The organism is Terrabacter sp. MAHUQ-38, from assembly GCF_014518425.1.
Lineage (GTDB): Bacteria > Actinomycetota > Actinomycetes > Actinomycetales > Dermatophilaceae > Terrabacter.
This window is the reverse complement of sequence record NZ_JACVCU010000001.1, coordinates 953,538-975,098: the sequence shown is the minus strand read 5'-3', so window position 1 is coordinate 975,098 and position 21,561 is coordinate 953,538. Positions and strand designations below refer to the sequence as shown.

Annotated in this window: 19 protein-coding genes; 14 read left to right on the top strand and 5 right to left on the bottom strand. The window is 72.2% G+C overall.

What is annotated here, in order from left to right; translation table 11 throughout:
• Nucleotides 1-8 precede the first annotated feature (8 nt).
• Entirely contained in the window at nt 9-1,424 is a 1,416-nt protein-coding gene (locus H9I49_RS04550) for a cyclic 2,3-diphosphoglycerate synthase (RefSeq protein ID WP_255523602.1), read from the bottom strand.
• Between the two features lie 172 nt (nt 1,425-1,596).
• Between H9I49_RS04550 and rocD the strand changes: the two genes are divergently transcribed.
• Both rocD and H9I49_RS04540 read left to right on the top strand, forming a co-directional pair.
• Entirely contained in the window at nt 1,597-2,850 is a 1,254-nt protein-coding gene (rocD, locus tag H9I49_RS04545) for an ornithine--oxo-acid transaminase (protein WP_370587423.1), read from the top strand.
• 162 nt (nt 2,851-3,012) lie between these two features.
• On the top strand, nt 3,013-3,657 hold the full coding sequence (locus H9I49_RS04540; RefSeq protein WP_188029099.1) for a type VI secretion system tube protein Hcp: 645 nt from the start codon (nt 3,013-3,015) through the stop codon (nt 3,655-3,657).
• A gap of 222 nt (nt 3,658-3,879) precedes the next feature.
• Here the strand turns inward: H9I49_RS04540 and H9I49_RS04535 are convergent, their stop codons facing one another.
• A complete protein-coding gene (locus tag H9I49_RS04535; RefSeq protein WP_188029098.1) occupies nt 3,880-5,028 on the bottom strand; it encodes a hypothetical protein in 1,149 nt (382 codons plus the stop codon).
• Between the two features lie 109 nt (nt 5,029-5,137).
• Here H9I49_RS04535 and H9I49_RS04530 point away from each other — a divergent pair, with 109 nt between their 5' ends.
• The gene (locus H9I49_RS04530) at nt 5,138-5,542 is read left to right on the top strand and encodes a PPOX class F420-dependent oxidoreductase (protein ID WP_370587422.1); all 405 of its coding nucleotides are present in this window, start codon (nt 5,138-5,140) and stop codon (nt 5,540-5,542) included.
• Nucleotides 5,543-5,603: 61 nt separating this feature from the next.
• Nucleotides 5,604-6,503, top strand: coding sequence for an oxygenase MpaB family protein (locus H9I49_RS04525; protein ID WP_188029096.1), 900 nt, complete (start codon nt 5,604-5,606; stop codon nt 6,501-6,503).
• A 48-nt stretch (nt 6,504-6,551) separates the two neighbouring features.
• Here H9I49_RS04525 and H9I49_RS04520 read toward each other — a convergent pair whose 3' ends face one another.
• Nucleotides 6,552-6,911 carry a cupin domain-containing protein gene (locus H9I49_RS04520; protein ID WP_188029095.1) on the bottom strand — a complete coding sequence of 120 codons (360 nt, stop codon included), beginning with the start codon at nt 6,909-6,911 and terminating at the stop codon, nt 6,552-6,554.
• Between the two features lie 155 nt (nt 6,912-7,066).
• Here H9I49_RS04520 and H9I49_RS04515 point away from each other — a divergent pair, with 155 nt between their 5' ends.
• Together H9I49_RS04515 and H9I49_RS04510 are read left to right on the top strand one after the other, a co-directional pair.
• Complete coding sequence (locus tag H9I49_RS04515) at nt 7,067-7,585, top strand: ACT domain-containing protein (protein WP_188029094.1); 519 nt, start codon at nt 7,067-7,069, stop codon at nt 7,583-7,585.
• 282 nt (nt 7,586-7,867) lie between these two features.
• Entirely contained in the window at nt 7,868-8,311 is a 444-nt protein-coding gene (locus H9I49_RS04510; protein WP_188029093.1) for a DcrB-related protein, read from the top strand.
• A gap of 75 nt (nt 8,312-8,386) precedes the next feature.
• On the opposite strand, the gene H9I49_RS04505 is transcribed toward H9I49_RS04510, so the two are convergent.
• On the bottom strand, nt 8,387-8,899 hold the full coding sequence (locus H9I49_RS04505; protein ID WP_188029092.1) for a hypothetical protein: 513 nt from the start codon (nt 8,897-8,899) through the stop codon (nt 8,387-8,389).
• A 196-nt stretch (nt 8,900-9,095) separates the two neighbouring features.
• Here H9I49_RS04505 and H9I49_RS04500 point away from each other — a divergent pair, with 196 nt between their 5' ends.
• Genes H9I49_RS04500 through H9I49_RS04490 form a run of 3 tightly spaced genes read left to right on the top strand, consistent with a single transcriptional unit; the run spans nt 9,096 to nt 14,334 of the window.
• The gene (locus tag H9I49_RS04500) at nt 9,096-10,970 is read left to right on the top strand and encodes an Hsp70 family protein (protein WP_188029091.1); all 1,875 of its coding nucleotides are present in this window, start codon (nt 9,096-9,098) and stop codon (nt 10,968-10,970) included.
• Nucleotides 10,963-12,897 (top strand): Hsp70 family protein, encoded by a 1,935-nt coding sequence (locus H9I49_RS04495; RefSeq protein WP_188029090.1) that lies wholly within the window; start codon nt 10,963-10,965, stop codon nt 12,895-12,897. The genes H9I49_RS04500 and H9I49_RS04495 overlap by 8 nt, the downstream gene beginning before the upstream one ends.
• A 3-nt stretch (nt 12,898-12,900) precedes the next feature.
• A complete protein-coding gene (locus H9I49_RS04490; RefSeq protein ID WP_188029089.1) occupies nt 12,901-14,334 on the top strand; it encodes a dynamin family protein in 1,434 nt (477 codons plus the stop codon).
• A gap of 11 nt (nt 14,335-14,345) precedes the next feature.
• On the opposite strand, the gene H9I49_RS04485 is transcribed toward H9I49_RS04490, so the two are convergent.
• Nucleotides 14,346-14,876, bottom strand: a complete 531-nt coding sequence (locus tag H9I49_RS04485; protein WP_188029088.1) for an RNA polymerase sigma factor — start codon at nt 14,874-14,876, stop codon at nt 14,346-14,348.
• Between the two features lie 125 nt (nt 14,877-15,001).
• On the opposite strand from H9I49_RS04485, the gene H9I49_RS04480 reads away from it, so the two are divergent.
• From H9I49_RS04480 to H9I49_RS04460, 5 genes are all read left to right on the top strand, one after another.
• On the top strand, nt 15,002-15,520 hold the full coding sequence (locus tag H9I49_RS04480) for a hypothetical protein (protein WP_188029087.1): 519 nt from the start codon (nt 15,002-15,004) through the stop codon (nt 15,518-15,520).
• Nucleotides 15,501-17,354 (top strand): dynamin family protein, encoded by a 1,854-nt coding sequence (locus H9I49_RS04475; protein WP_188029086.1) that lies wholly within the window; start codon nt 15,501-15,503, stop codon nt 17,352-17,354. Before H9I49_RS04480 ends, H9I49_RS04475 begins: the two co-directional genes overlap by 20 nt.
• 77 nt (nt 17,355-17,431) lie before the next feature.
• Nucleotides 17,432-18,712: a C39 family peptidase gene (locus tag H9I49_RS04470; RefSeq protein WP_188029085.1), complete on the top strand. Its 1,281-nt coding sequence runs from the start codon at nt 17,432-17,434 to the stop codon at nt 18,710-18,712.
• 10 nt (nt 18,713-18,722) lie between these two features.
• Nucleotides 18,723-19,547, top strand: a complete 825-nt coding sequence (locus H9I49_RS04465; protein WP_188029084.1) for a hypothetical protein — start codon at nt 18,723-18,725, stop codon at nt 19,545-19,547.
• Nucleotides 19,544-21,484, top strand: coding sequence for a hypothetical protein (locus H9I49_RS04460; RefSeq protein WP_188029083.1), 1,941 nt, complete (start codon nt 19,544-19,546; stop codon nt 21,482-21,484). The genes H9I49_RS04465 and H9I49_RS04460 overlap by 4 nt, the downstream gene beginning before the upstream one ends.
• The last annotated feature ends 77 nt before the right edge of the window (nt 21,485-21,561 follow it).

Below are 21,561 nucleotides of genomic sequence, written 5' to 3'. Positions count from 1 at the left end.
GCCGGAGGTCACACCGACTTCGTGGCAGGCATGACCGCGGCGCCGTCCTGCGAAGGCTCACGCTCTGAGCGCGCGGGCTCGGCGGGCAGGACGGCTCGCAGCGCCGCCGCCAGCCCTCCGGGCACGACCTCGCGCAGCTCGTAGCGCGCGCGGATGAGCGGCGCCGGCACGGAGAGCACGCGGGTCAGGTCGATGGGCGTGCCGCTCACGACGGCGTCGCACGCGCCGGCCTCGAACGCCGCACGGATCGTCGCCTCGAGGTCGCGCACCTGCTCAGCCCCATAGCCGGTGGCCGGCAGGACTCCCCGCGCGTTCGGGTACTTGGCGTAGGTCGCGGCGATCGACCCCACGGCATACGGCATCGGGTCGACGATCTCGGACGCGCCGGCGGCACGTGCCCCGACGACACCGGCGCCGTAGGTCATCGACCCGTGGGTCAGGGTGGGCCCGTCCTCGACGGCGATGACGCGCTGCCCGTTGACGGCGGCCGGATCGTCAACGGTGACAGGGCTGTCGGCGCGCAGGACAGTTGCCTGCGGGTTGAGCGAACGCACCGACCTCTCCACGGCCTCGATGTCCTGCGGCTGCGCGGAGTCGCACTTCGCGATGACGACGACGTCGGCCATCCGGACGTTCGCCTCACCCGGGTGGTACGCCGCCTCGTGGCCCGGACGCAGCGGGTCGGCGAGGACGATGTGCAGGTCGGGGACGTAGAAGGGCAGGTCGTTGTTGCCGCCGTCCCAGAGGATGACGTCGGCCTCCTGCTCGGCCTCGGCGAGGACCCGCTCGTAGTCGATGCCGGCGTAGACGATGACGCCGTTGTCGAGGTGCGGTTCGTACTCCTCGCGCTCCTCGATGGTGCACTGGTGTCGGTCGAGGTCGTCGTAGGTCGCGAACCGTTGGCAGGCCTGGGCCGCGAGGTCGCCGTAGGGCATCGGGTGCCGGACGGCGACGACGCGCACACCGAGGTCACGCAGCAGCCGTGACACGTAGCGGGTGGTCTGGCTCTTGCCGACGCCGGTGCGGACCGCGGTCACGGCGACGACCGGCCTCGTGCTTCGCAACATCGTGCGGCGTGCGCTGTGGAGGCGGAAGTCGGCACCGGCCGCGATGCAGGTCGACGCGAGGTGCATGACGTGCTCGTGGGGGACGTCGGAGTAGGCGAAGACGACGACGTCGATGCCCTCGCGCGCGACGAGGTCGGCGAGCTCGGACTCGGCGACGATGGGGATCCCCTGCGGGTAGAGGGGCCCTGCGAGCTCGGCCGGGTAGTGACGACCGTCGATGTCGGGGATCTGGGTCGCCGTGAAGGCGACGACCTCGTAGGTCGCGTCGCCGCGGAAGACGACGTTGAAGTCATGGAAGTCACGTCCTGCGGCACCGAGGACGACGACGCGGGTGCGGGCGGTGCTCTGACTGCTCATGGCCATCTCCGCGGCTGGATCACCGACGTGACCGACACACCCACCGCGGGTAGTCCTGGCTGCGGGATCCGCCACGCCCAGTGTGCCAGCAGGGGGCCCGATTCGGCGGTTCGAGCAGCCGAGCACCTCGCATTCGCGCGCCGACGGGCCGACTCAGTGCCACGATCGAGGGGTGAGCGACACGGCCGCACGGCCCGGGGCCCGCGAGCGAACCGGCCCGACCCCGGGCACCCCGACGCACGAGCACGTCTCGATGGCGGACTACTGGGTGGCGAGCAACTACAGCCCGCTGCCGGTCGTCATCGCGCGTGCCGAGGGGGCCTGGGTCACCGACGTCGAGGGCCGCCGCTACCTCGACGCGCTCGCCGGCTACTCCGCCCTCAACTTCGGCCACCTGCACCCCACCCTCGTCGCGGCGGCGCGGGCCCAGCTCGACCGGCTGACGCTGACGAGTCGCGCGTTCCACAGCGACCGGCTCGGTCCCTTCTGTCGCGACCTCGCGACGTTCGCCGACAAGGACCTCGTGCTCCCGATGAACACCGGCGCCGAGGCCGTCGAGACGGCGATCAAGACGGCCCGCCGTTGGGGCTACGAGGTCAAGCAGGTGCCCGACGGCCGGGCCCGCATCGTCGCCATGACCGGCAACTTCCACGGTCGCACCACCACGATCGTCAGCTTCTCCGACGACCCCCTCGCGCGCGACCACTACGGCCCCTACACGCCGGGCTTCGACCTCGTGCCCTTCGGCGACATCCAGGCGCTCGAGGAGGCGATCACCGACGAGACCGTCGCGGTCCTGCTCGAGCCGATCCAGGGCGAGGGCGGCGTCATCCTGCCGCCAGACGGCTGGTTGCGCGACGTGCGCGAGCTGACCCGTCGGCGGAACGTGCTCATGGTCGTCGACGAGATCCAGTCGGGCCTCGGGCGCACCGGCTCGAGCTTCGCCTGCGACCTCGAGGACGTCGTGCCCGACATGTACGTCCTCGGCAAGGCGCTCGGCGGCGGCATCGTGCCGGTCTCGGCGGTCGTCGCGGACCGGGACGTCCTGGGCGTCTTCACACCCGGGAGCCACGGCTCGACGTTCGGCGGCAACCCGCTCGCCGCCGCGGTGGGCGAGGCCGTCATCAGGTTGCTCGCCACCGGCGAGTACCAGGAGCGGGCCCGCCGGCTCGGCGCACTGCTCGAGTCGGGGCTGCGCGAGCTCGTCGGTCATGGGGTCGACGCGGTGCGGTGCCGTGGACTGTGGGCCGGCGTCGACCTCGCCCCGAGCCTGATGAGCGGACGCGAGGCCTCGCACCGCCTGCTCGAGCGCGGCGTCCTCGTCAAGGAGACCCACGGCTCCACCGTGCGCATCGCACCGCCGCTCGTCGTCGGTGAGACAGAGATCGAGATCATCGTCGACGCGTTCGCCGCGATCCTGCACTGAGCCGCGTGCCGTTGCTGCGCGTCCTGACATCTGCTGACATTCGCTGACATCAGACCACTTCGCCGCCCGACGAGATGCTGGGTTTGCCTGCGGCGCAATTGGATTCGTCCATACGATCGGATCCCGTGGCAACTTCATGCCACCAGAGATGTGGGGTCGATCATGGTTGACGGCAATGACGCATTCACCACCACCCGACGCGGCGCCCTCAAGACCGGGGCCCTCGGTCTTGGCGGTCTGACCGGGGCCCTCGCCCTCAGCGGCAGCGGCGTGGCTGCCGCCGCCGAGCCGCCCTCGATGGCCACCGTGGCCGCGCTGGCGGGGGTCGGCTCCGGCGACTACTTCCTCCAGCTCGACCCGATCCTGGGCGACAGCGTCGATGACGAGCACCGCAGGTGGATCGACGTGATGAGCTTCTCCTGGGGAGCCTCGAACGCGTCCAGCGTCTCCGGGTCGGGCTGGTCCGCGAGCAAGTCCACCATCTCCGGGCTGAGTCTCATGGCAGAGACCGGGTCGGCCAGCCCGCAGCTCTTCCTCCGGACGATGAACGGCAAGCGCCTGGCCACCGGCGTGCTCCAGGGCGTGACGTCCGGGGAGGCACGCACGAAGTTCCTCGAGATCGAGCTGAGGGACGTCGCGGTCACGAGCTACCAGACCTCGGCGAGCGAGGGCGGTGGCTCACCCACCGACTCGTTCAGCCTGGCCTTCGCGATCATCAAGTACTCGATCTTCCTGCAGAGCGCGACCGGCGGCGTCGGCGAGACGATCTCGGCCACCTGGAACGTGCGCACGAGCACAGGAGGCTGAGCCGGAAAATGATGGCGCCCGGCTCGCTGAGCGAGTCCGGGCTACCAGTGACGGTTCACGTACCACAACGGGCCAACCGTCGAAGTCTTTGTCTTCCTGAGAACGAGTGTCCCGTCCGAGGGCGACCTGGTCAGAGTGACACGCCGGTGAGGGCCGAGTCGGTTGAAGTCGGGAAATATGGTCCGAACGGACCAGTGTGACTAGTCCGTTCGGCCCCTCCCGTCAGTAGATCGGCGTCCCCGTCGCCAGGCCGGCGAGCGCCCCGTCGGGCACGATCCGGACGCAGCCCCACTCGAGACCGAGGCGGTCCATGACGCCTGGGCTCGTGACGTGACGCAGCCGACCACCGTCGACGAGCCACACCGGGGCGCCCGAGCGCTCGCGGAGCAGGGTGCGGTCGAGCGGCGTGGAGCGCAGCCCGGCCAGCGATCCCTGCGGGATCTCTCGTACGGCGTTCCAGTCGAGGCCGAGACCCTCGAAGACCTCAGGCGACGGGATCCAGAAGGCCTTGCCGCCGTAGACGACGTGGATCGGGTCCGTGCCGCGCTCGCGGACGAGCGTGCCGTTGCCTGGGTGGGTCGCCACGTGCGCCATCGAGCCGGGCTTCGCGGCAACGACTGACTCCCAACGGAACCCACCGGCGTCGAACTCCGCGGGCGACGGGATCCAGAAGGCGCCGCCGCCGCGGATGACGTGGATCCTGGGGTCGGTCGAGTCGTGGATGAGCCGGCCGTTCGCGAGGAAGCTCGGCATCTTGCGGGTGTAGCTCTCGACGAAGAGGCCGCGCCACGTCTTGCCGTTGCTGCCCGTGATCGCGCGCTCCGCCGGGTCGTCCACGGTCGTGAGCTTGAGGCGGACCTCCTGGCCCGGGTTGTTGTTGTCGTAGACGAGGACGTAGGTGTAGCGGCTGTCCTGCTCCCAGCCGTACGCGACGACCTGGTGGTCGTTGCCGAGCTGGGTGACGTCGCGGGCCTGGGTCAGGCCGAGGAGCACGGGCTGGCCGGAGTCGAGCCGCGCCTTGAGCTTGGGCAGCTCGTCCTCGCGGGTCATCCGCGCGACTCCCTTGCCGCGCAGCCAGGTCGGGTGGTCGAGGCTCGTCGCGTACTGGACGAACTTGAGCCCGTTGTCGACGAACGTGTCCATCAGCCGCGAGTAGACGTAGTCCGCGACGAGCGAACCGTCCTGCGGCAGAGTGCTGTTCGTCGACATGGCGAGACCGGCGTACCAGTAGTCCATTGCGGCAGCGGCCATGCCGCCACAGCGCCCGCGCGTCGTGATGTCGACGCTGATGGCCGGGATGCGAAGGACGTGGTTGGTGAAGCCGTTGCTGAAGGCGAAGCCGTTCTCGGCGGGTGTGAAGGCGATGCGCATGGTGGTTGGTTCTCCCCAAGAGGTTGGTCTGGTCGGGGAGAAGAGCGGCCGGGGGCCCGGACGATACTGGGCATCCGTACTCAGCTGGCCTCCGGCCTACGCTGGCGGCGTGAGCTCCCTGCCGAACGACCTCGACGTGCTCGCCGCCAACCCGTACGTGTCGCTGACGACGTTCCGGCGGACGGGAACGGCGGTGTCGACCCCGGTGTGGATCGCGCGCGACGGCGAGGAGCTCGTCGCCATCAGCGTCGACCCGGCGGGCAAGCTGAAGCGGCTGGCGCACACGTCGCGGGTCGAGCTGCGGCCGTGCGACATCCGCGGCCGGGTGCCCGACGGGGCGCCGACGTATGCCGGCACGGCCGTCGTCGACCGCAGCCCGGAGGGCGTCGCAGCGGTCAAGCGTGCGATGGTCCGCAAGTACGTCATGGCACGGCTCGGCGACGCCATCGCCCGGGTCACCGACCGGGTGCGTCCGCGTGGCCCGCGTGCCGGCATACGGATCACGCTGACCTGACCCGGCGCAACGTTGGACAGACGTCTCCTGCGCGCGTCCGCGGCGGCATACGGTGACTGGCATGAGCACGATCGCAGCCCGGCTGGTGCAGCGCCGGCTGGGCCTGATGCTGCGCAGCAAGGTTGCCGGTGACGACGCACCGGCCCGCGCGCAGCGGATCTGGGGCGCGCGCGGGGAGCGGTGGTTCACGTCCGACGACCCGATCTGGCGCGTCCACGCCGACGCGTCGATGTTCCCGGCTGGCGTCACGTCGCTGCTGATGCAGTCGCTGCACCCGCTCGCGATGGCCGGGGTCGCCGGCCACAGCGGCTACAAGGGCGACCCCTGGGGCCGGCTCCAGCGCACGAGCGAGTACCTGGCGACGACGACGTTCGGCACCGTCGAGGACGCCGAGCGGGCCATCGCGACGGTGCGCTCGATCCATGCGCGGGTGCGCGGCAAGGATTCCCTCGGGCGGGCGTACCGCGCCGACGACCCGCGCCTGCTGACGTGGGTGCACGTCGCGGAGATCGACTCGTTCCTCCGGGCGTACCAGACCTTCAGCGGGACGCCGCTGAGCGATGCCGAGGCGGACCTCTACGTCACGCAGGCGGGCATCCCCGCGGCTCGCCTCGGCGTCGAGGCGCCGCCCCGCTCGGTCGCTGAGCTGCGCGAGGTCCTCGCCTCGTATCGCCCTGAGCTGGAAGCGACTTCGGCCGCGCGTGAGGCCGCTCGCTTCCTGCTCCTCGACCCACCGCTGCCGCTCTACGCCCGGCCGGGCTACGGGACCATCGCCTCGGGCGGCGTGTCCCTGCTGCCTGGTTGGGCGCGGTGGATGCTCGGCATCCCGCTGCCCGACGTCGTGTCGACGCTCGTGGCCCGGCCGCTCGGGCACCTCGGCACGGCAGCCGTGCGGTGGGGCATGGCGGGACTGGGCGAACGCCGCCCGTCCGACTCACCAGCCCCCCGACAGGTCCGCTGACCGCGACGGCGAGAAGGCGCACGCCGGCCCGCCCGTTCCGACCTGGTTTTACCGCGGCTTCGCGTATGCCGCCACGCCCGTGTCGTACATGACGCAGGGTTCGTCGCCCACGACCCAGGCGTCATGACCCGGCTCGATGCGAACGACGTCACCAGGGCCGACACTTGCCTCCGTTCCGTCGTCCATCCGCACGGTCATCTGGCCCGAGATGCAGATCCCGGTGTGCAGGGTCTGGCACGAGTCCGTGCCGGCGATCGGCTTGACGTCCTCGGACCAGCGCCAACCCGGCTCGAACGTGCCCTTGCCCAGCGTGAAGTCCCCGAGGGTGACCACATCCATCTGCCCGTGGGCGCGGAAGGGTCTCCTCTCATGCGGTCTCTCGATGCTCTGCGACTCGACTGATGCCATGGCTGCCTCCCCTTCTCGGGCGACCCCGGACACGACCATCCGGCGCCTTCCAAGCGTAGGAGCGTCGTGATGCGGGCGCGGGGGTTATGCCTCCAGCCGCCCCGAGGGCTCGTGACGCCGCTCGCGGCTGGGGCCGTGGTCAGTAGGCTGCGGATGTGCCCAGACTCGTGCTCACCGTCATCGGCGACGACCGCGCCGGCCTCGTCACTGCCCTCGCGGACGTCGTCACCGCGCACGGCGGCAACTGGGAGGACAGCCAGCTCGCAGAGCTCGCCGGGAAGTTCGCCGGCATCGTCGTCGTCGGCGTCCCGGCCGAGCGCGTCGACGAGCTGACGGCGGCGCTACGCGGGCTCGACGGGCTGCTCGAGGTGACGTCGCACCCGGGCGCGGAGTCGGCGGCCGGGCACGGCACGGGCGAGGGCACGCGCCTGACGGTCGACCTGCTCGGCAACGACCACCCCGGCATCGTCCGCGAGGTCTCCTCGGTCCTCAGTCAGCACGACCTGTCGATCGAGACGATGACGACCGGCACGCGTGAGGCCCCGATGTCCGGCGGGCTCCTCTTCGAGGCGCACGTCGTCGTGCGAGTGCCGGCCGAGTCGGACACGGCGGTGCTGCGCGCCGACCTGGAGCGGCTCGCCGCCGAGCTGCTCGTCGACATCGCCGTCGCCTGAGGCACGACGATGGGGCCCGCCTCGCGATGCGAGCTCGGGCCCCGTGACGGTTTTCGTACCACAACGGGCCAACCGCCGAAGTCTTTCGTCATCCCCTGACGACTTCCTCCAGTGAAGGGCGGTTCTCCCGCCAAATGTCCCGATTCGGATGACCTAGCGGAACTCTTGCGGCTCCCTTGCGTTTCCACGGTGCGGGGCAGGCCAAGGGAACAAACGGCGCGCCACCCTTCTCAAAGTCACATGGCGGGCGTTCCACCTCGCCCAGCGACGGGAGGGCGTCCGATGGAGCAACAGTTCTCGTGGCCGATCACCGAGGTGTCCGTCGCGGCGCCCGCCGGCTGGCTCAGCAAGCAGTCGTGGACGGTCTTCGCGCCCGGCGGTCAGGCCAACGTGATCGCGAGCAGCGAGCCGATCGCGCCGCAGCTGGACACGGAGCAGTACGCGCAGGCGCAGGGCGACCTGCTGTGGCGCGAGTTCCCGCAGTTCCACGAGCACTCGTTGGAGCAGATCAGCCTCGGACCACGACGGGCGCTGCTGCGCGACTTCGAGTGGTGGCCGCCCGACGGCGTGAAGGTCCGCCAGCTGCAGGTGTATCTCGCTGTCAGCGGGCAGGGCTTCACCGCCACGGCCACGACCCCCGCCAGCAACTTCCCTCACGTGGAGCAGGTGCTGCGGGCGACCCTGTCGCGCGTGCGGTTCGGGCCGTGGGTGGGCAGCGCCGACTGACCCCGCCGCCGGCGACTGACACGGACGGGTCGCCCACTCCGGGAGCGGGCGACCCGTCGGCGCGCAGTCGTCAACTCAGTCGACGTCGGCGTCGGAGCCCCAGATGATGTGCTCGATCGTCCGGTTGTGGTTCCGGATCATCTCCTGGACCTGACGGCGGAACTCCGGGTCGTTCGCGAACTGAGGGGAGTTGATCAGTGCGTCGAACTGCCCACCGCCACCGCCGCCCCCGCCGCCGACGACAGCGCCGGGAGCCGGCTCGGCCGCGTCGTTGACCCCGTTCTCGTTGAGGTCGAAGACGGCCTGTTCGATCTGGCCGTCCTGGTTGGCGTCGATGCCGATGCGCTCCCAGACCCCGTTCTCGTTGTTGTCCACGGCCAGGACGTCGAAGACGCCGTCACGGTTGGTGTCGACGGCGGCGCCCTCCATGCGGCCGTCCTGGTTCTGGTCGAGCATCGCCGTCTCGGCGTGGCCGTCGAAGTTCGTGTCCTGCATCGTGATGTCGACGATGCCGTCGCCGTTGCTGTCGCCCACGCCCACGTCGCCGACGCCGTCGGCATTCGTGTCGGTCCACTGGAAGTCGCTCATGGTGGGTGCTCCTTGCTGCTCCTGCGCTGGCCCGGGCGGGCCTGTTGGGTCATCTCGTTGGAGAGCCGCGGGTGGGGCTGATGTTCCCGGCGGGGCCGGGCGGATCGGGGAACGCACATCCTGGCCGTCCGGGAACATTCGCCCACCGCCCATCACTCCAACGCACAGAACGCGGCACCCGACCGAAGGGAGAGCCATGCTCGCGAGCTACCGGTTGGCGATCGACTTCGGCACCACGAACACCACGGCCGCTCTTCGACGCCACGGTGAACCAGCGATGCCGCTGCGCCTCGGCGCGGCGAGCAACGCCATCCCCTCCGCGGTGCTGCTGCGCGGCGGAGACGTCGTGGTCGGCGACGAGGCCACGCGCCTCGCGGTGCTCGATCCCACGTCGTTCGAGCGCACCCCCAAGCGTCGGCTCGGGCAGCCGGCCATGGTGCTCGGCGCCCAGGCACTCGACCCCGCGTCCCTCGTCGCTGCCGTGCTCGCCCACGTCATCGGCACCGCCCGCGCCCAGTCGCGCGGTGCGGACCCGGAGAGCATCCTCGTGACGCATCCACAGGCCTGGGGCCCGCACCTCGTCGGCGAGCTGCGCCGCGCCGCCTCGCTCGCGCAGCCGGCCGTCGACGGCGTCGAGCTGCTCAGCGAGCCCATCGCGGCCGCCAGCGCGTACCGCGACGTGCTCGACGGTGCCCGGGCCCAGACGGTCGCGGTCGCCGACTTCGGTGGCGGCACCTTCGACGTCGCGCTGCTCGAGTCGACCCCCGGAGGTGGCGTCGACAGCCTGCGCGTGCTCGACGCCGCCGGGCTCGACCCCCTCGGCGGCGACGACTTCGACGCACTCCTCGAGCAGTGGGTGTTCGCCCAGCTGCGCGCCGACGGCCGCTCGGACCTCGTCGCGATGTTCGAGGCCGACGAGCACCTCGGCGCCCGGCTGACCCTGCGCGACGAGCTCCGCCGGGCGAAGCACGCCCTCTCGCACCACGCGTCCGCCCCGGTGCTCGTGACCGTCGGCGCCGAACGTGTGGTCGTCACCATCACGGCGGCCGAGTTCGAGGCCATGATCCGCCCCAGCATCGACCGGGCACTCGACGTGACGCGCCGTCTCCTCGACGGCGCCGAGGTCGACCATCTCTTCCTCACCGGCGGCTCGAGCCTGATCCCGTTGGTACAGCGCGAGTTCCAGCGGCTCACCGGCGGTCGGGTCGGCACCCTCGGTGACCCCAAGGAGATCACCGCTGTCGGCGCGCTCACCGCCCCGGTCGGCGCACCCGAGCGAGCAGAGGTCCCGGCGCAAGCAGCCGCCCCGGGCCGGGTGGCCGCTGACGCGAACAGGCCCGTGCTGCGCTTCCTCCCGCCGCCGGATGGCGCGCCCCGAGAAGCGCCCCCGGCCCACGTCGCAGATCCTTGGCCACCGCCGGCCGACCTTCGTCGAGCACCCGCGCCCCACGCCGGGCCCCACGTCGGGCCCGACGCCGTGCCTCACGCTGGGCCCACCGCTGCGCCTCATGCTGCGGCGCGCCCGGACGGACTCGTCCGCGCGGCGCGGGTCTCGCTGTTCGTCCTCGCCGCGGCCTGCGCCCTGCTGACGTTGGCCTTCCTCGCCAACAACGAGAGCCTCGGAGTGCCGATGCTCGTCGTGACGCCCGTGGCCTGCCTTGCCAGCTCGGTGCTCGTCTTCCGCTGGTTCGCGCGCGAGTGGGTGCGTTCGGGCGCTGGTCCGGCGGTCGGCGGCACCGCTCGTGTCATCGCCGGCTGGTGGGTCCCGCTGGCCAACCTGTACCTCGCCGGACGCAGCCTCCGCCAGCTCCTGCGCGCGGCCGGCCTCGGCGCCGCACACCTCGGCCGGAGCTCGATCTGGTGGGCGCTCTGGGTCGCGTGGCAGGTCCTGCTCGGCGCGCTGCTCGTCGTCAGCCTCGCCTACTCGGGGTCGTCCGACCTGCCCTGGCTCGGGCTCGGCGCCGGGTTCAGCGTGGCAGCCGGATCTGCGGCCATCGTCATGGCTTCGATCGTCCGCGACGTCACGGCCGCCCTCGACGGCCGGCTCGAGGAGGCCGTTCCGCATGAGTGACCGCTACGTCCTGGCGATCGACTTCGGCACCTCGAACACGTGTGCGTCGATCCGGCGGGGAGACGGCGCCCCCACGACCCTGCGCCTCGGCTACAGCACGAACGCGATGCCCTCGGCGGTGCTCCTGCGCGGCGACGAGCTGCTCGTCGGGGACGACGCCTCACGGCTCGCCGGACTCGACCCCGCAGCCTTCGAACGCACCCCCAAGCGCCGACTCGGCCCACCCTCGATGCTGCTCGGGGGGACGGTGGTCGACCCGGTGGACCTCGTCGCGGCGGTGCTGCGCCGCACTCTCGACGCGGCTCGGATGCAGTCGCGCGGCGCGGCCCCCGACTCCGTCGTCATCACCCATCCCGCGGCCTGGGGCGCTCACCTCACGGCCCTGCTGCTCGAGGCCGCGACGCGGGCGGGCGCCGACCCCGACACGACGTCGTTGCTGCCCGAGCCGCTCGCTGCGGCCTGGCGCCACGCCGCGGGCGGTGCGGTGTCGAGCGGCGAGCGCCTCGCCGTCGTCGACTTCGGCGGCGGCACCTTCGACGTGGCCCACCTCCGTGCCGCCGGCAACGGGAACGCGCTCGACATCATCGTCGGGGACTTCGACGGCATCGACCCTCTCGGTGGGGACGACTTCGACGGGTACATCGAGCGCTGGGTGCGTGAGCAGCTCGCCGCCGAGGGTCGGCAGGACCTCCTCGAGGCCCTCGACTCGGACGAGGGGCTCGCTGCCCGCCTCACGACGAGGGACGAGATCACGAGGGCGAAGCACGCACTGTCGCACCACGCGTCAGCGCCCGTCCTCGTGACCGTGGCCGGCGAGCGCGCCGTCGTGACGCTCACGGCCGCGGAGTTCGAGGCGATGATCGGGCCGAGCGTTGCTCGGGCCGTCGAGACCACCCGCCGGCTGCTCGCCGGCGCACCGGTGGACCACCTCTTCCTCACGGGTGGGTCGAGCCTCATCCCCCTCGTCCAGCGCGAGTTCCAGGCGGTGAGTGGCGGTCGGGTCGGCACCCTCGGGGACCCCAAGGAAGTGACGAGCCTGGGTGCGCTGCTCGCCCCGGTCGCGAGCCCAGCAAGCACGCCGCCGCCCTCACCGCCGCGGCCCGCGCCACCGGCCGCGCCACCGCCCGCCCCCCCGGTCGAGCAGCTTCCCGGACACGCAGCCGCGCGGACCCCGAAGCCCGTGCACCTGAGTGCGGACGCTGCCCTGACCGAGGCGACGAACGCCACCGCTCCGCCTCGCCGGCGCAGCCGCCTGCGGGTGGCGTCGATCGTCGGGGCGCTGCTGCTGGCCGCCGTCCTCGGGAGCGTCTGGGTGGGTGGACGCGACGGTGCGCCCACCGCGGGCCGCACGACTGGGTCGAGCAGCGTCGCCGAGACCAGCACCAGCGAGACGACCACGTCGACCGGCGAGACGAGCACGGGCGAGACGAGCGGTGGAGAGACGAGCACGACAGCCGAGCCGCCCTTCGACTGCGCGGACCTGACCACCGACGAGTGCGCCCTGGCTCGCAGCCGCCAGGCCCTCGTCCAGAGCGGCAGCTGCACACCGTGGGACGGCGCCCCAGAGGCACACGCGATCCGGTGCACCCCACGGTCCACGGATGTCGCCGTGGACGGCAGCACGTGGCTCTACCTGTTCACGTACGACACGGTCAGCGAGCTGCGCAAGGAGGCCGACGCGTACTTCACCGACCTGGGGACCGATCCAAGCAGGGTGACCAACACGGACCTGACGCACCCGCCGGCCGTCGACACGTGGGCGTACGGCAAGGACGCGCCGACGGAGGGCCGCGTCTATGCGCACTTCTCCGACAGCAAGGACGTGGCCCGCCTGATGTGGACCTACGAGGACGACCTCGCCCTCGCTTACCTCGTCTCGACCGGAGGCAACATCCCGAACCTCGTGCAGTGGTGGGGGAGCACGTGAGCCATGACTGACCTCGACATCCTCACCGACAACCCGGTCGACGCCCTCTGCTCGGACCTGCTCGACCTGCTGCCCACGGGCCACGCCCTCCGGGGGGAGCTGAATGCCGTGCGCCTGGGGCTCGCGTCGCCGCTGAGGGTCGCGGTGGTCGGCCGGGTCAGCGCCGGCAAGTCGACGCTCGTCAACGCGCTCGTCGGTCGACGCGTGGCCGCGACCGCGGCGGAGGACTGCACCCGCTACCCGGTCGTGTACCGGGAGGGCGCGCCCGAGGCGGCGTTCGCCGTCACCGCGGACGACCGGCGGATCCCCCTGTCGATCGAGGAGGCCCTCGGCGGCGCCCCCGTCGCGCCGGGCGAGACCGTGGTGCGCCTCGAGGTCGCCCTCCAGTCCGCGGTGCTGCACGCCGTGAGCCTCGTGGACACCCCGGGCCTGGCCGCCACCTCCCCCAACGCCCTCGTCGCCGACGAGGCGCGCCGGCTCGCGGCGGGCGCCGAGGTGCTGCTGTACCTCTTCCGGGGCACCGTGCGCAGCGACGACGCCCGCGTCATCGACGAGCTGCGCCTCGCCACCACCGCTCCGGCGGGACGTGCCGACCCTGGTGGCCTGGTCTGCACCATCGGCCTGCTCGCGCACGCCGACAACCTCGGCGCGGGCGGCTGGGGGGACGACGACCCCATGGAGCAGGCCCGCGCTGCGGCGGCCCGCACCGCCGCGACCCTCCCGGACCACTTCACCGAGGTGCTGCCGGTGAGCGGCCTCATGGCAGAGTCGGTGCGCACGGGCCGGCTGACCGAGGCCGACGCCCGGCTCCTGAGGACGCTGCGTGAGGCACCTGCGGCGCTCCTCCGGTTCGGCGCCAGCACCGGTGCGGCCGGGGTCGACGCGCAGACGATGGTGCACCTGGGCGAGGTACTCACGCCGTACGGGCTCAACCACGGCCGTGCCCGCAGCACCACGAGCGCCGAGCTCATCGAGTGGCTCCAGCAGGCGAGCGGCATCCGTGGCATCGAGGAGGCGCTGCACCGATGCCTCGTGCAGGTGCGCCACGCGCGTACCTCCCGGGCGCTCGAAGCCCTGACGGCGGCCGCGCGGCGCGGCGACGTCCCGGTCGAGCTCGCCCGCCGTGTCGAGGAGTTCGCGCACGGGCCCGCAGCGCACGTCGTGCGAGAGGTCAGGGCAGAGCGGCTGCTCACGCGGGAGCAGCCCTCCAGCCCGCTGCTCGGTGAGCTTCGCCGGTGGCTGTCGCTCGGTACGCTGCGCGAGCGGATGGATGCCGTGCCGGCCGACAGCGATCCCGCGACGTGGGCGTTCGCGCAGGCCTCGCGGTTCCAGGCGGAGTCCGGGACGGCCCGGACGGGCGCCGAGGCGGAAGCGGCGCGCACGCTCGCGCAGTCGATGCTCCACCTCGGCCAGGCGGTCGCGAAGGAGACGCGGTGAACACCTCGAAGTCAGCGGGCGACGTCGTCCGCGAGCAGCTCGCGCAGGTGGGCTCGGGCCCGGCTGATTCGGCTCTTGACCGTCTGGATGTTGATGCCCTCGTGCACGGCGATCTGCTCGTAGGTGAGGTCGCAGATCTCGCGCAGGACGAGCGCGCTGCGGAACGCGAGCGGCACCTCCGCGAGAGCCGCACGCACCCGCTCGACGTCGGCGATGCGTTCGCCCACGTCCGGGGTCACCGCGTGCACGTCCTCCAGGGGCACGGGGCGGTTGCGACGCTTGGCGACGCCGATGGCGGCGTTGGCGGCCACGCGGTAGATCCAGGTGCCGAACCGCGAGTCGCCCCGGAACTGGTCGAGGTGGTGCCACGCGGCGATGAGGCACTCCTGCAGCGCGTCCTCGGCGTCGTGCTGGTTGTTCGTGATCCGAAGGCACACAGCCCACAGCACGCGCTGATGAGCCTGGACCAGCTCGGCGAACGCCTGCTGGTCCCCCGCTCTCGCACGCGCGAGCACGTCCTCCCCCAGGTGCACGGCCCCCATGCGCCCCACCCACTTCGTTGCCAACTGCTTTCGCGCCCTCACGCGATGATCGAGAACGTACCCCGCGTCGCCGTGTCGTGGTCCGTGAATCACCCGAACTCTGCGGCTGTGGTAGGAGGTGAGTTGTGAACGACCGTCATGCTCCCCCCGACGCACGCGACGCACCCGACGCACCCGACGCGGCGCCCGACGCGGCAGTGGGCCCCGCGCAGCTCGACGGCAGCGAAGCGGCGATCGGCGACGTCCGCGAGGACGCCGGCGTCGACGAGCACGGTCCGGTCCACGACCTCCTCGCCGTGGGCGATCCCCCGGCACACCTCTTCACCGCCGCGCTGGAACGCGCCTTCGCGTCCAGTCCCGACGAGGCGAGCGCCGAGCTCGTGCCGCACGACCACGGTGCGGCAGCAGCCTCGGAACAACCCGACGTGCTCTCGGACCCGGAGCGACCGGGCGAGGTGGACCAGAGCGACGTGGACCACGGCGACGTGGACCACGGCGACGTGGACCAGGGCGACGCCGACCACGGGGACGGCCAGTCGCCGGAGGACTCCGCGCACGGCCTGCGCGTCGACGACGGACCCGGCGGGGACGGGCTCGCGGAGCCGGTCGGGCACGGTGCCGGCGATGGTGACGACGGCTGGTGAGACGCCCGGGGCGCCTGCCGCCACGGACGTCCGGAGCCGACTCAACATCACCCTCGACGCGACGACGCGGGTGCTGCGCGACCACGCCCGCGACGGCTACGCCCGGCTCGCGCTCGACCAGGCGCGTATGCGGACGCCGCTACGTGTCGTCGTGGTCGGCGAGACCAAGCGCGGCAAGAGCTCGCTGGCCAACACGCTGATGGGCACGCCGGGCCTGTCGCCCGTCGGCATGGGCGAGACGAGTGCCACGTTCGTCAGCCTCCTGCCACTTCCCGAGGGCAGCGACGACGAGCCGCACGCCGCAGTGCTCGGCCCCGACGGCGGGCGCCGGACGATCCCTCTCTCGGAGGTCGGGCTCCACGCCGACCTGGCTCTGCTCGATCCGGCGGAGGAACCACCGCTCGCCGTGGAGGTGCACGTCCGGCCCGGCCCGCTCGGCCGGATCGGGGTGCTCGACTCGCCGGGCATCGGCGGCCTGGGCAGCTCGCGGGCCCGGCTGACCGAACGACGGGCCGCCGACGGTGGCGTCCTGCTCTATGTCGTCGATGCCGGATCACCCATGGCCGCAACGGAGCTCGAGTACCTGAAGCAGTGTGCCGAGAACGTGGAGCACGTCGTCGTCGCGGTGACGATGATCGACAAGTACCCCGCGTCGTGGCAGACCATGGTCGAGCACGTGCACGGCCAGCTCGCCGCGGCGTCGGTCCGGCTCGCGCGCGTGCCGGTCGTCGGGGTTTCGTCGCCCATGGCGGATGCCGCCGCAGCCGCCGACGAGGCCACGCGGGCCGCGCTCGAGGAGGCGAGCGGCATACGAACCCTCCTCACGCACCTCACCGCGGTCGCCCGCCAGCAGGAGCTCCTCGCGCCTCTCAACGCGTTGCGCACCTGCCGTTCGGGCCTCGAGAACGTGGTGGCCCAGCTCGACCTCATGGAGCGGGCCGTCGACGACCCGCACGAGCTGGCCCGGATCGAGGCGGAGGCCGAGCAGCTCGCCGCCCGACAGGTCGACCTGCGTTCGGTACAGGGGCGCTGGAGCCTCGACCTCGACCGTGACCTCTCCCGGCTGCGCAGCGAGGTGCTGCGCGACGCGCGGAGCCGCCTCGAGGCGCTCGAGGTCGACGCGCGTGCCCGGATCGAGAAGACGCCCCTCGGGCCGGGACGCAAGGACTACGTGCGACGCCTCACCGTCGAGCTCGTGAGCGAGTACGCCCTCGTACGAGACGCACTCGTCGACCTGCTCACGAGCCGGTTCACGGGCATCGTCGAGCGGATGTTCGGTGACGCCGCCCCCGTCGTCGACCTCGCCGCCATCGTGCCGACCGATGCCCCCGAGACCGCGCACGTCGGCCAGGTGCACGTCCCGCGCGACCTGCTCGACCCGATGGTCGTGACGAGCGTCAGCATCGGGTCGTCCATGGGCGAGCGCCTAGCGATGGCGTTCGCCGGAGGGCAGACGATGTCGTTCCTCGGCCCGGCCGGGCTCATCGGCGCCGGGGCGTGGGCGGCCTTCAACATCGCGTTCCGCAGCAACCGCCTCGAGCGGAGCAAGCTCACGACCGAGGTCCGCGAGTCGCTGGTCCGCCAGCGCACCGAGTTCGCGGAGTACGTCGACGCGTGGATCCGTGAGGTCAAGCCCGAGCTCGCCGTCGCCTTCCGCAGCCACCTCGAGACGCAGGTCGCGGGCCTCAACGCCGCCGTCGTCGCGGGCCGGGCCGCGGCCAGGGCGTCGGAACAGCAGCGAGCCGCTCTCCTGGCCGAGCACGAACGCACGCGCCGGCAGCTGCGCGAGACGCTGCGGGCCGTCGACGACGCGCTCGCCCTCGGCCACACCTGACCCGTCGGCAACGTCCGGAACAAACGGCCCCGGCCAGCTCCTCCAACTGGGCAACCACCCCACTCCTGGAGGCTGACATGAGCGACGACACCATCACCGACCACGGCGCTGACGATGCCGCCGAGCCCGCAACCGAGTTCCCCGGCGAGGAGTCGACCGGCACCTTCGAACGCCAGCTCTTCGACTCGGACGAGAGCGGCGTGTTCGACACCCTCTTCGTGACGAGCGACAGCGGCGCGAACCTCGTCGTCATGGACCTCGACGGCGACACCAGCGCCGACGGCCTCGTCGTCGACGCCAACGGCGACGGCGTTGCGGACGTGTGGATCGTCAAGGACGGCGACGGCTTCCGCATCGAGATCGACCGCGACGGCGACGGCGTCTCGGACGACTCGGAGACGGTGACGCGCGACCAGCTGCTGTCGGTCGCTCCGGGCTTCGTCGAGCTGCTCGACACGAAGTTCGAGGGGGGGCCGGGGGACGGTCTCCCGGTCGACGTCACTCCGGTCGAGGAAGGCATGCCGGAGGACACGTCACCCGGCGGCGAGCTCGTCGTCGACGGCCAGCTCATCGGCGACCCGGATGACGCCTCGGAGCACTGGTTCCAGCAGGCCCAGAACGGGTTCTGCCTGCCGGCCTCGATCGCCCAGATCGTGTCGGAGTACACCGGCGTGCACTACGACGACGAGGCGAGCTTCGTCGAGCTCGCCAACGAGCACGGCGCCTTCTCGGTGGGGATGGACGGCGTGCCGGGCATCGAGTTCGCCAAGGGCGCGGAGCTCATGCAGGCAGCGGGCGTCCCGGCGCGGTACGAGTTCGGCGACATGGAGAGCCTCGCCACCGACCTCTCGGAGGGCCGCGGTGTCATCGTCTTCGTCGACAGCGGCGAGTACTGGGACGGCGAGTCCACGGAGGACAACGCGCCCGACCACGCCGTCGTCGTCACGGCCATCGACCTCGAACGCCAGACCGTCACGCTCTCCGACCCCGGAACGCCCGGCGGTGACCAGGAGGAGCTGCCGCTCGGCCTCTTCGAGAACGCGTGGGCGGACTCGAACCACGCGATGATCGTGTGCGACGAGCCGGCTCCCGAGCAGGCGGCCCCCGTTGACGGCACTCCCGTGGACGGCACCCCCGTGGACGGCACCCCCGTGGACGGCACCCCGGTGGAGACCGGGCCCGAGGAGGTCACGCCCGCGCCGCTGGGTGCTGACGGCCAGCCGATCGACGGCAGGCCCGACCCCGACACCGGCCTCGACGACCTCGGGTCGGACGCCGTGAGCGAGACCATCCAGAAGAACGGCTGGGTGCTGCTGCCCTTCCTGTCGGCCGTCGCCCTCGGCCGCACCCGCAGCTGAGGTGGTCGCCGTGCCCGGCACCTCGACCCAGTGCTTCGCTGCGGGCACGCCGTGCCCCGCCGTGGCGGGGCCGACGGTGCCGGGCGCGACCGGCGTGCCCCTTCCGGCTGTGCCCGCCGCGGCCACCACCGGCGTCGTCATGCCGACCATCCCGGGAACCGTCGCCACCCCCGGGACCGCGACCGGCGGACCCGTACCGGCCGCACCGTCCACGTCACCGGCGGCCGCCACGCCGTCGGCCCCGTCCACGGCGACGCTCGGCACGTCGACGGCAACGGTCTCCCCGTCGACGGCGACTGTCGTCCCCGGCCTGCCCGCAGCGGTCGGGTCGGACGGGATCGGGCTCGTGCCGATCGCGTTGGGCGCACTCGGCCTGCTGGTCCTCGTCGCGCTGGTCGCCGCCGCCCTGGCTGGGCGCCGCGGGCGACGACCGGAGAGCAGGCGAGCGCCGAGTCGGCAGGGTCACCTCGGCGCTCCAGCGATCTGGCAACCCAGCTCGGGCGGGGACAGTGGGGACGGCACGGAGCGTGCGGCATTCGCGCCGACGGACGCCGAGGTGGCCGACCTCATCCACGCGTTCGACCTGGCCGGCACCGAGGCCGAGCGTGCCGTCGTCGAGCGGCAGCTCGCAGCCATCGGCGTCGTCCGCCTCCCCGTGAGTCCGGGTGACCCGGTCGACCCCACGAGGCACCAGGTCGTGGGCATCGCCCCGCACGGGAGCGCCGGTGCGGCGGGCACGGTGAGCGAGGTCGTCCGTCCGGGTTGGGCCGACGCGCGGCAGGTGATCCGGGTCAGCGACGTGCGGGCCCACGCAGCGACGGGCGTGCATCCGTGAGCACCGGCGACGACTTCTGGCTGGGCCTGGCCGACCCCGGCTCGGTGGCGCTGTGGGACCCGCCGTTCGAAGGGCCGACGCTGCGCGAGGTCGCCGTGGCCGCGACGAGCCCCGACGCGCCATTGCCCGTGCCGAAGCCGGTGGCGGACGACGAGCTCCTCTGGGCACCCGGCGCTCTCGCGGGCGTGCTCGGTCATCACGTCGGGCCTTCGGATGACGCGCAGGCTCCGTTCGTCACCCTCATCGAGGCCATCCATCGCGCCGCGGCCCGCACGCTCGACCGCGAGACGCTCCTCGACGCGTACAACGCGCTCGATGCCGTCGAGCTCGCGACGCCCCGTGACGTCGCGAACGCGGTGGCCGCGCACGGCCGTGACGTGTCCGGCGACGACCAGCGACGGCGTTTCACGGAGGCTGCCGCGCTCGTCAGCGGCTGGCTGGTGTGTCGGAGCCGTCACCGCGGCCCGGCCAAGGCGGGTCTCGCGGCGGCCGCCCTGCTCGACTGGTACCCGATCGTCAGACCGGCGGCGGACCTGGGCCGCCTCACCGAGTTCAGCGCAGAGGCGTGCTCGCTGCTGCGGGCGCACGGAGAACTCGCCGAGGGGATGCTCCTCGACCTCGCGCGCTGGCACACCGGCTGGGGACGCGTTCACGCCGTCGAGGCGCTCCTGGCGCTGGAGCAACGGTCTACGGACGTGGACCGCTGGCTCGTCGAGGAGGGCTGGAGCAACACCGTGAGCGACGGCTACACGGCGCCCCTCGTCGCCGAGCGAGTCGATGTCGCCCGGTGGATGTGGACGTTCGACGAGCAGGGCGAGCTGCAGCGCAGCGGCCTCGACGGCGCGCGCGGCATCGCCCGGGCGCTGCTCGACCCGTACTCTCCCGGTGCGAGCATCGACGCCTTCCCCGTCATGGGCGAGGTGCTCGACAAGTGGTTCCTCGGCCTGTCGATGCTCCCGGCGGAGGCGGTGACCGTCGACGACCTGGGCTTCACCCACACGTTGTGGAAGGACCTCGAGGACCCCGATTCGCCGGCCTACGGGGCCCTCGACCGGCCCGTGCGCGCCGACCTCGCCGAACGCTGCCGCAAGCTGCTCTCCGAGGAGGCGTCGCGCGCTGCGGTCGACCGTGCGCTGCGGCACGACGACCCGTCGTTCATCACCGCGATCACCCTGGCTCCGCTGTACGGGATCGACCCGCTGCCACTCCTCCTCGCCCGGGTCGAGGCCGACCCCGACGACAGCGTGGCGTGGTTCTACCTCTGCCACGACCACGGCGGCCGAGCCGCCTCCGAGATCCTCTCGCTGGCGCTGCGGGTGCTGCCGGCCGACCTGGTCACCACGACGGCGCGTATGCCGATGCCCGGCTCGGGGCCCGGCGTGCACATCGCGGTCATGCACCTCTGGTCGAACGTATGCCGTCCGGACCCGGTCCTCGGACCGAGGCTCGTGGCAGCGCTGCTCGGCTCGTCCGCGAGCCAGGCACGCGCGCACGGTGAGCGGCTGCGCGAGCAGCTCTCTGCCGAGCAGCGCGAGCAGCTGGGCGAGCTCACGAGACCGCGACACCAACCCACCACCGAACAAAGGACGGAAACCATGAGCAACGACATGCCGACGCAAGCGACCGAGGAGGTGGTGGCGCGAGTCCCGAACATCCTGTGCTGGAAGGGAGCCCAGATGGGCATGACCGTGCTCAGCTCCAAGCCGGGCGAGCTGCTGCTCACCTCGCAACGGCTGGTCTTCCGGTCGTACTCCGGCAAGCGCGACCTCGACGTGCCCCGGTCGAGCATCACCGCGTGCGAGGCGGGCAAGAAGCGCGCGCTGGTCGTGCGGTTCCGGGAGCAGGACGGCTCGGAGGCGGCGTTCGCGTTCGGCCAGCAGATGGGCATGCCGAACCTGGCGGCCTGGGTCCAGGCGCTGCAGCCCCGCGCCACCTAGCCGCGCCGGCGGCCACCCGGCATACGGCCTCGGGAGCGGGTCTTGTGGACACGCGTCGCGCAGGCGAACCTGAAGGC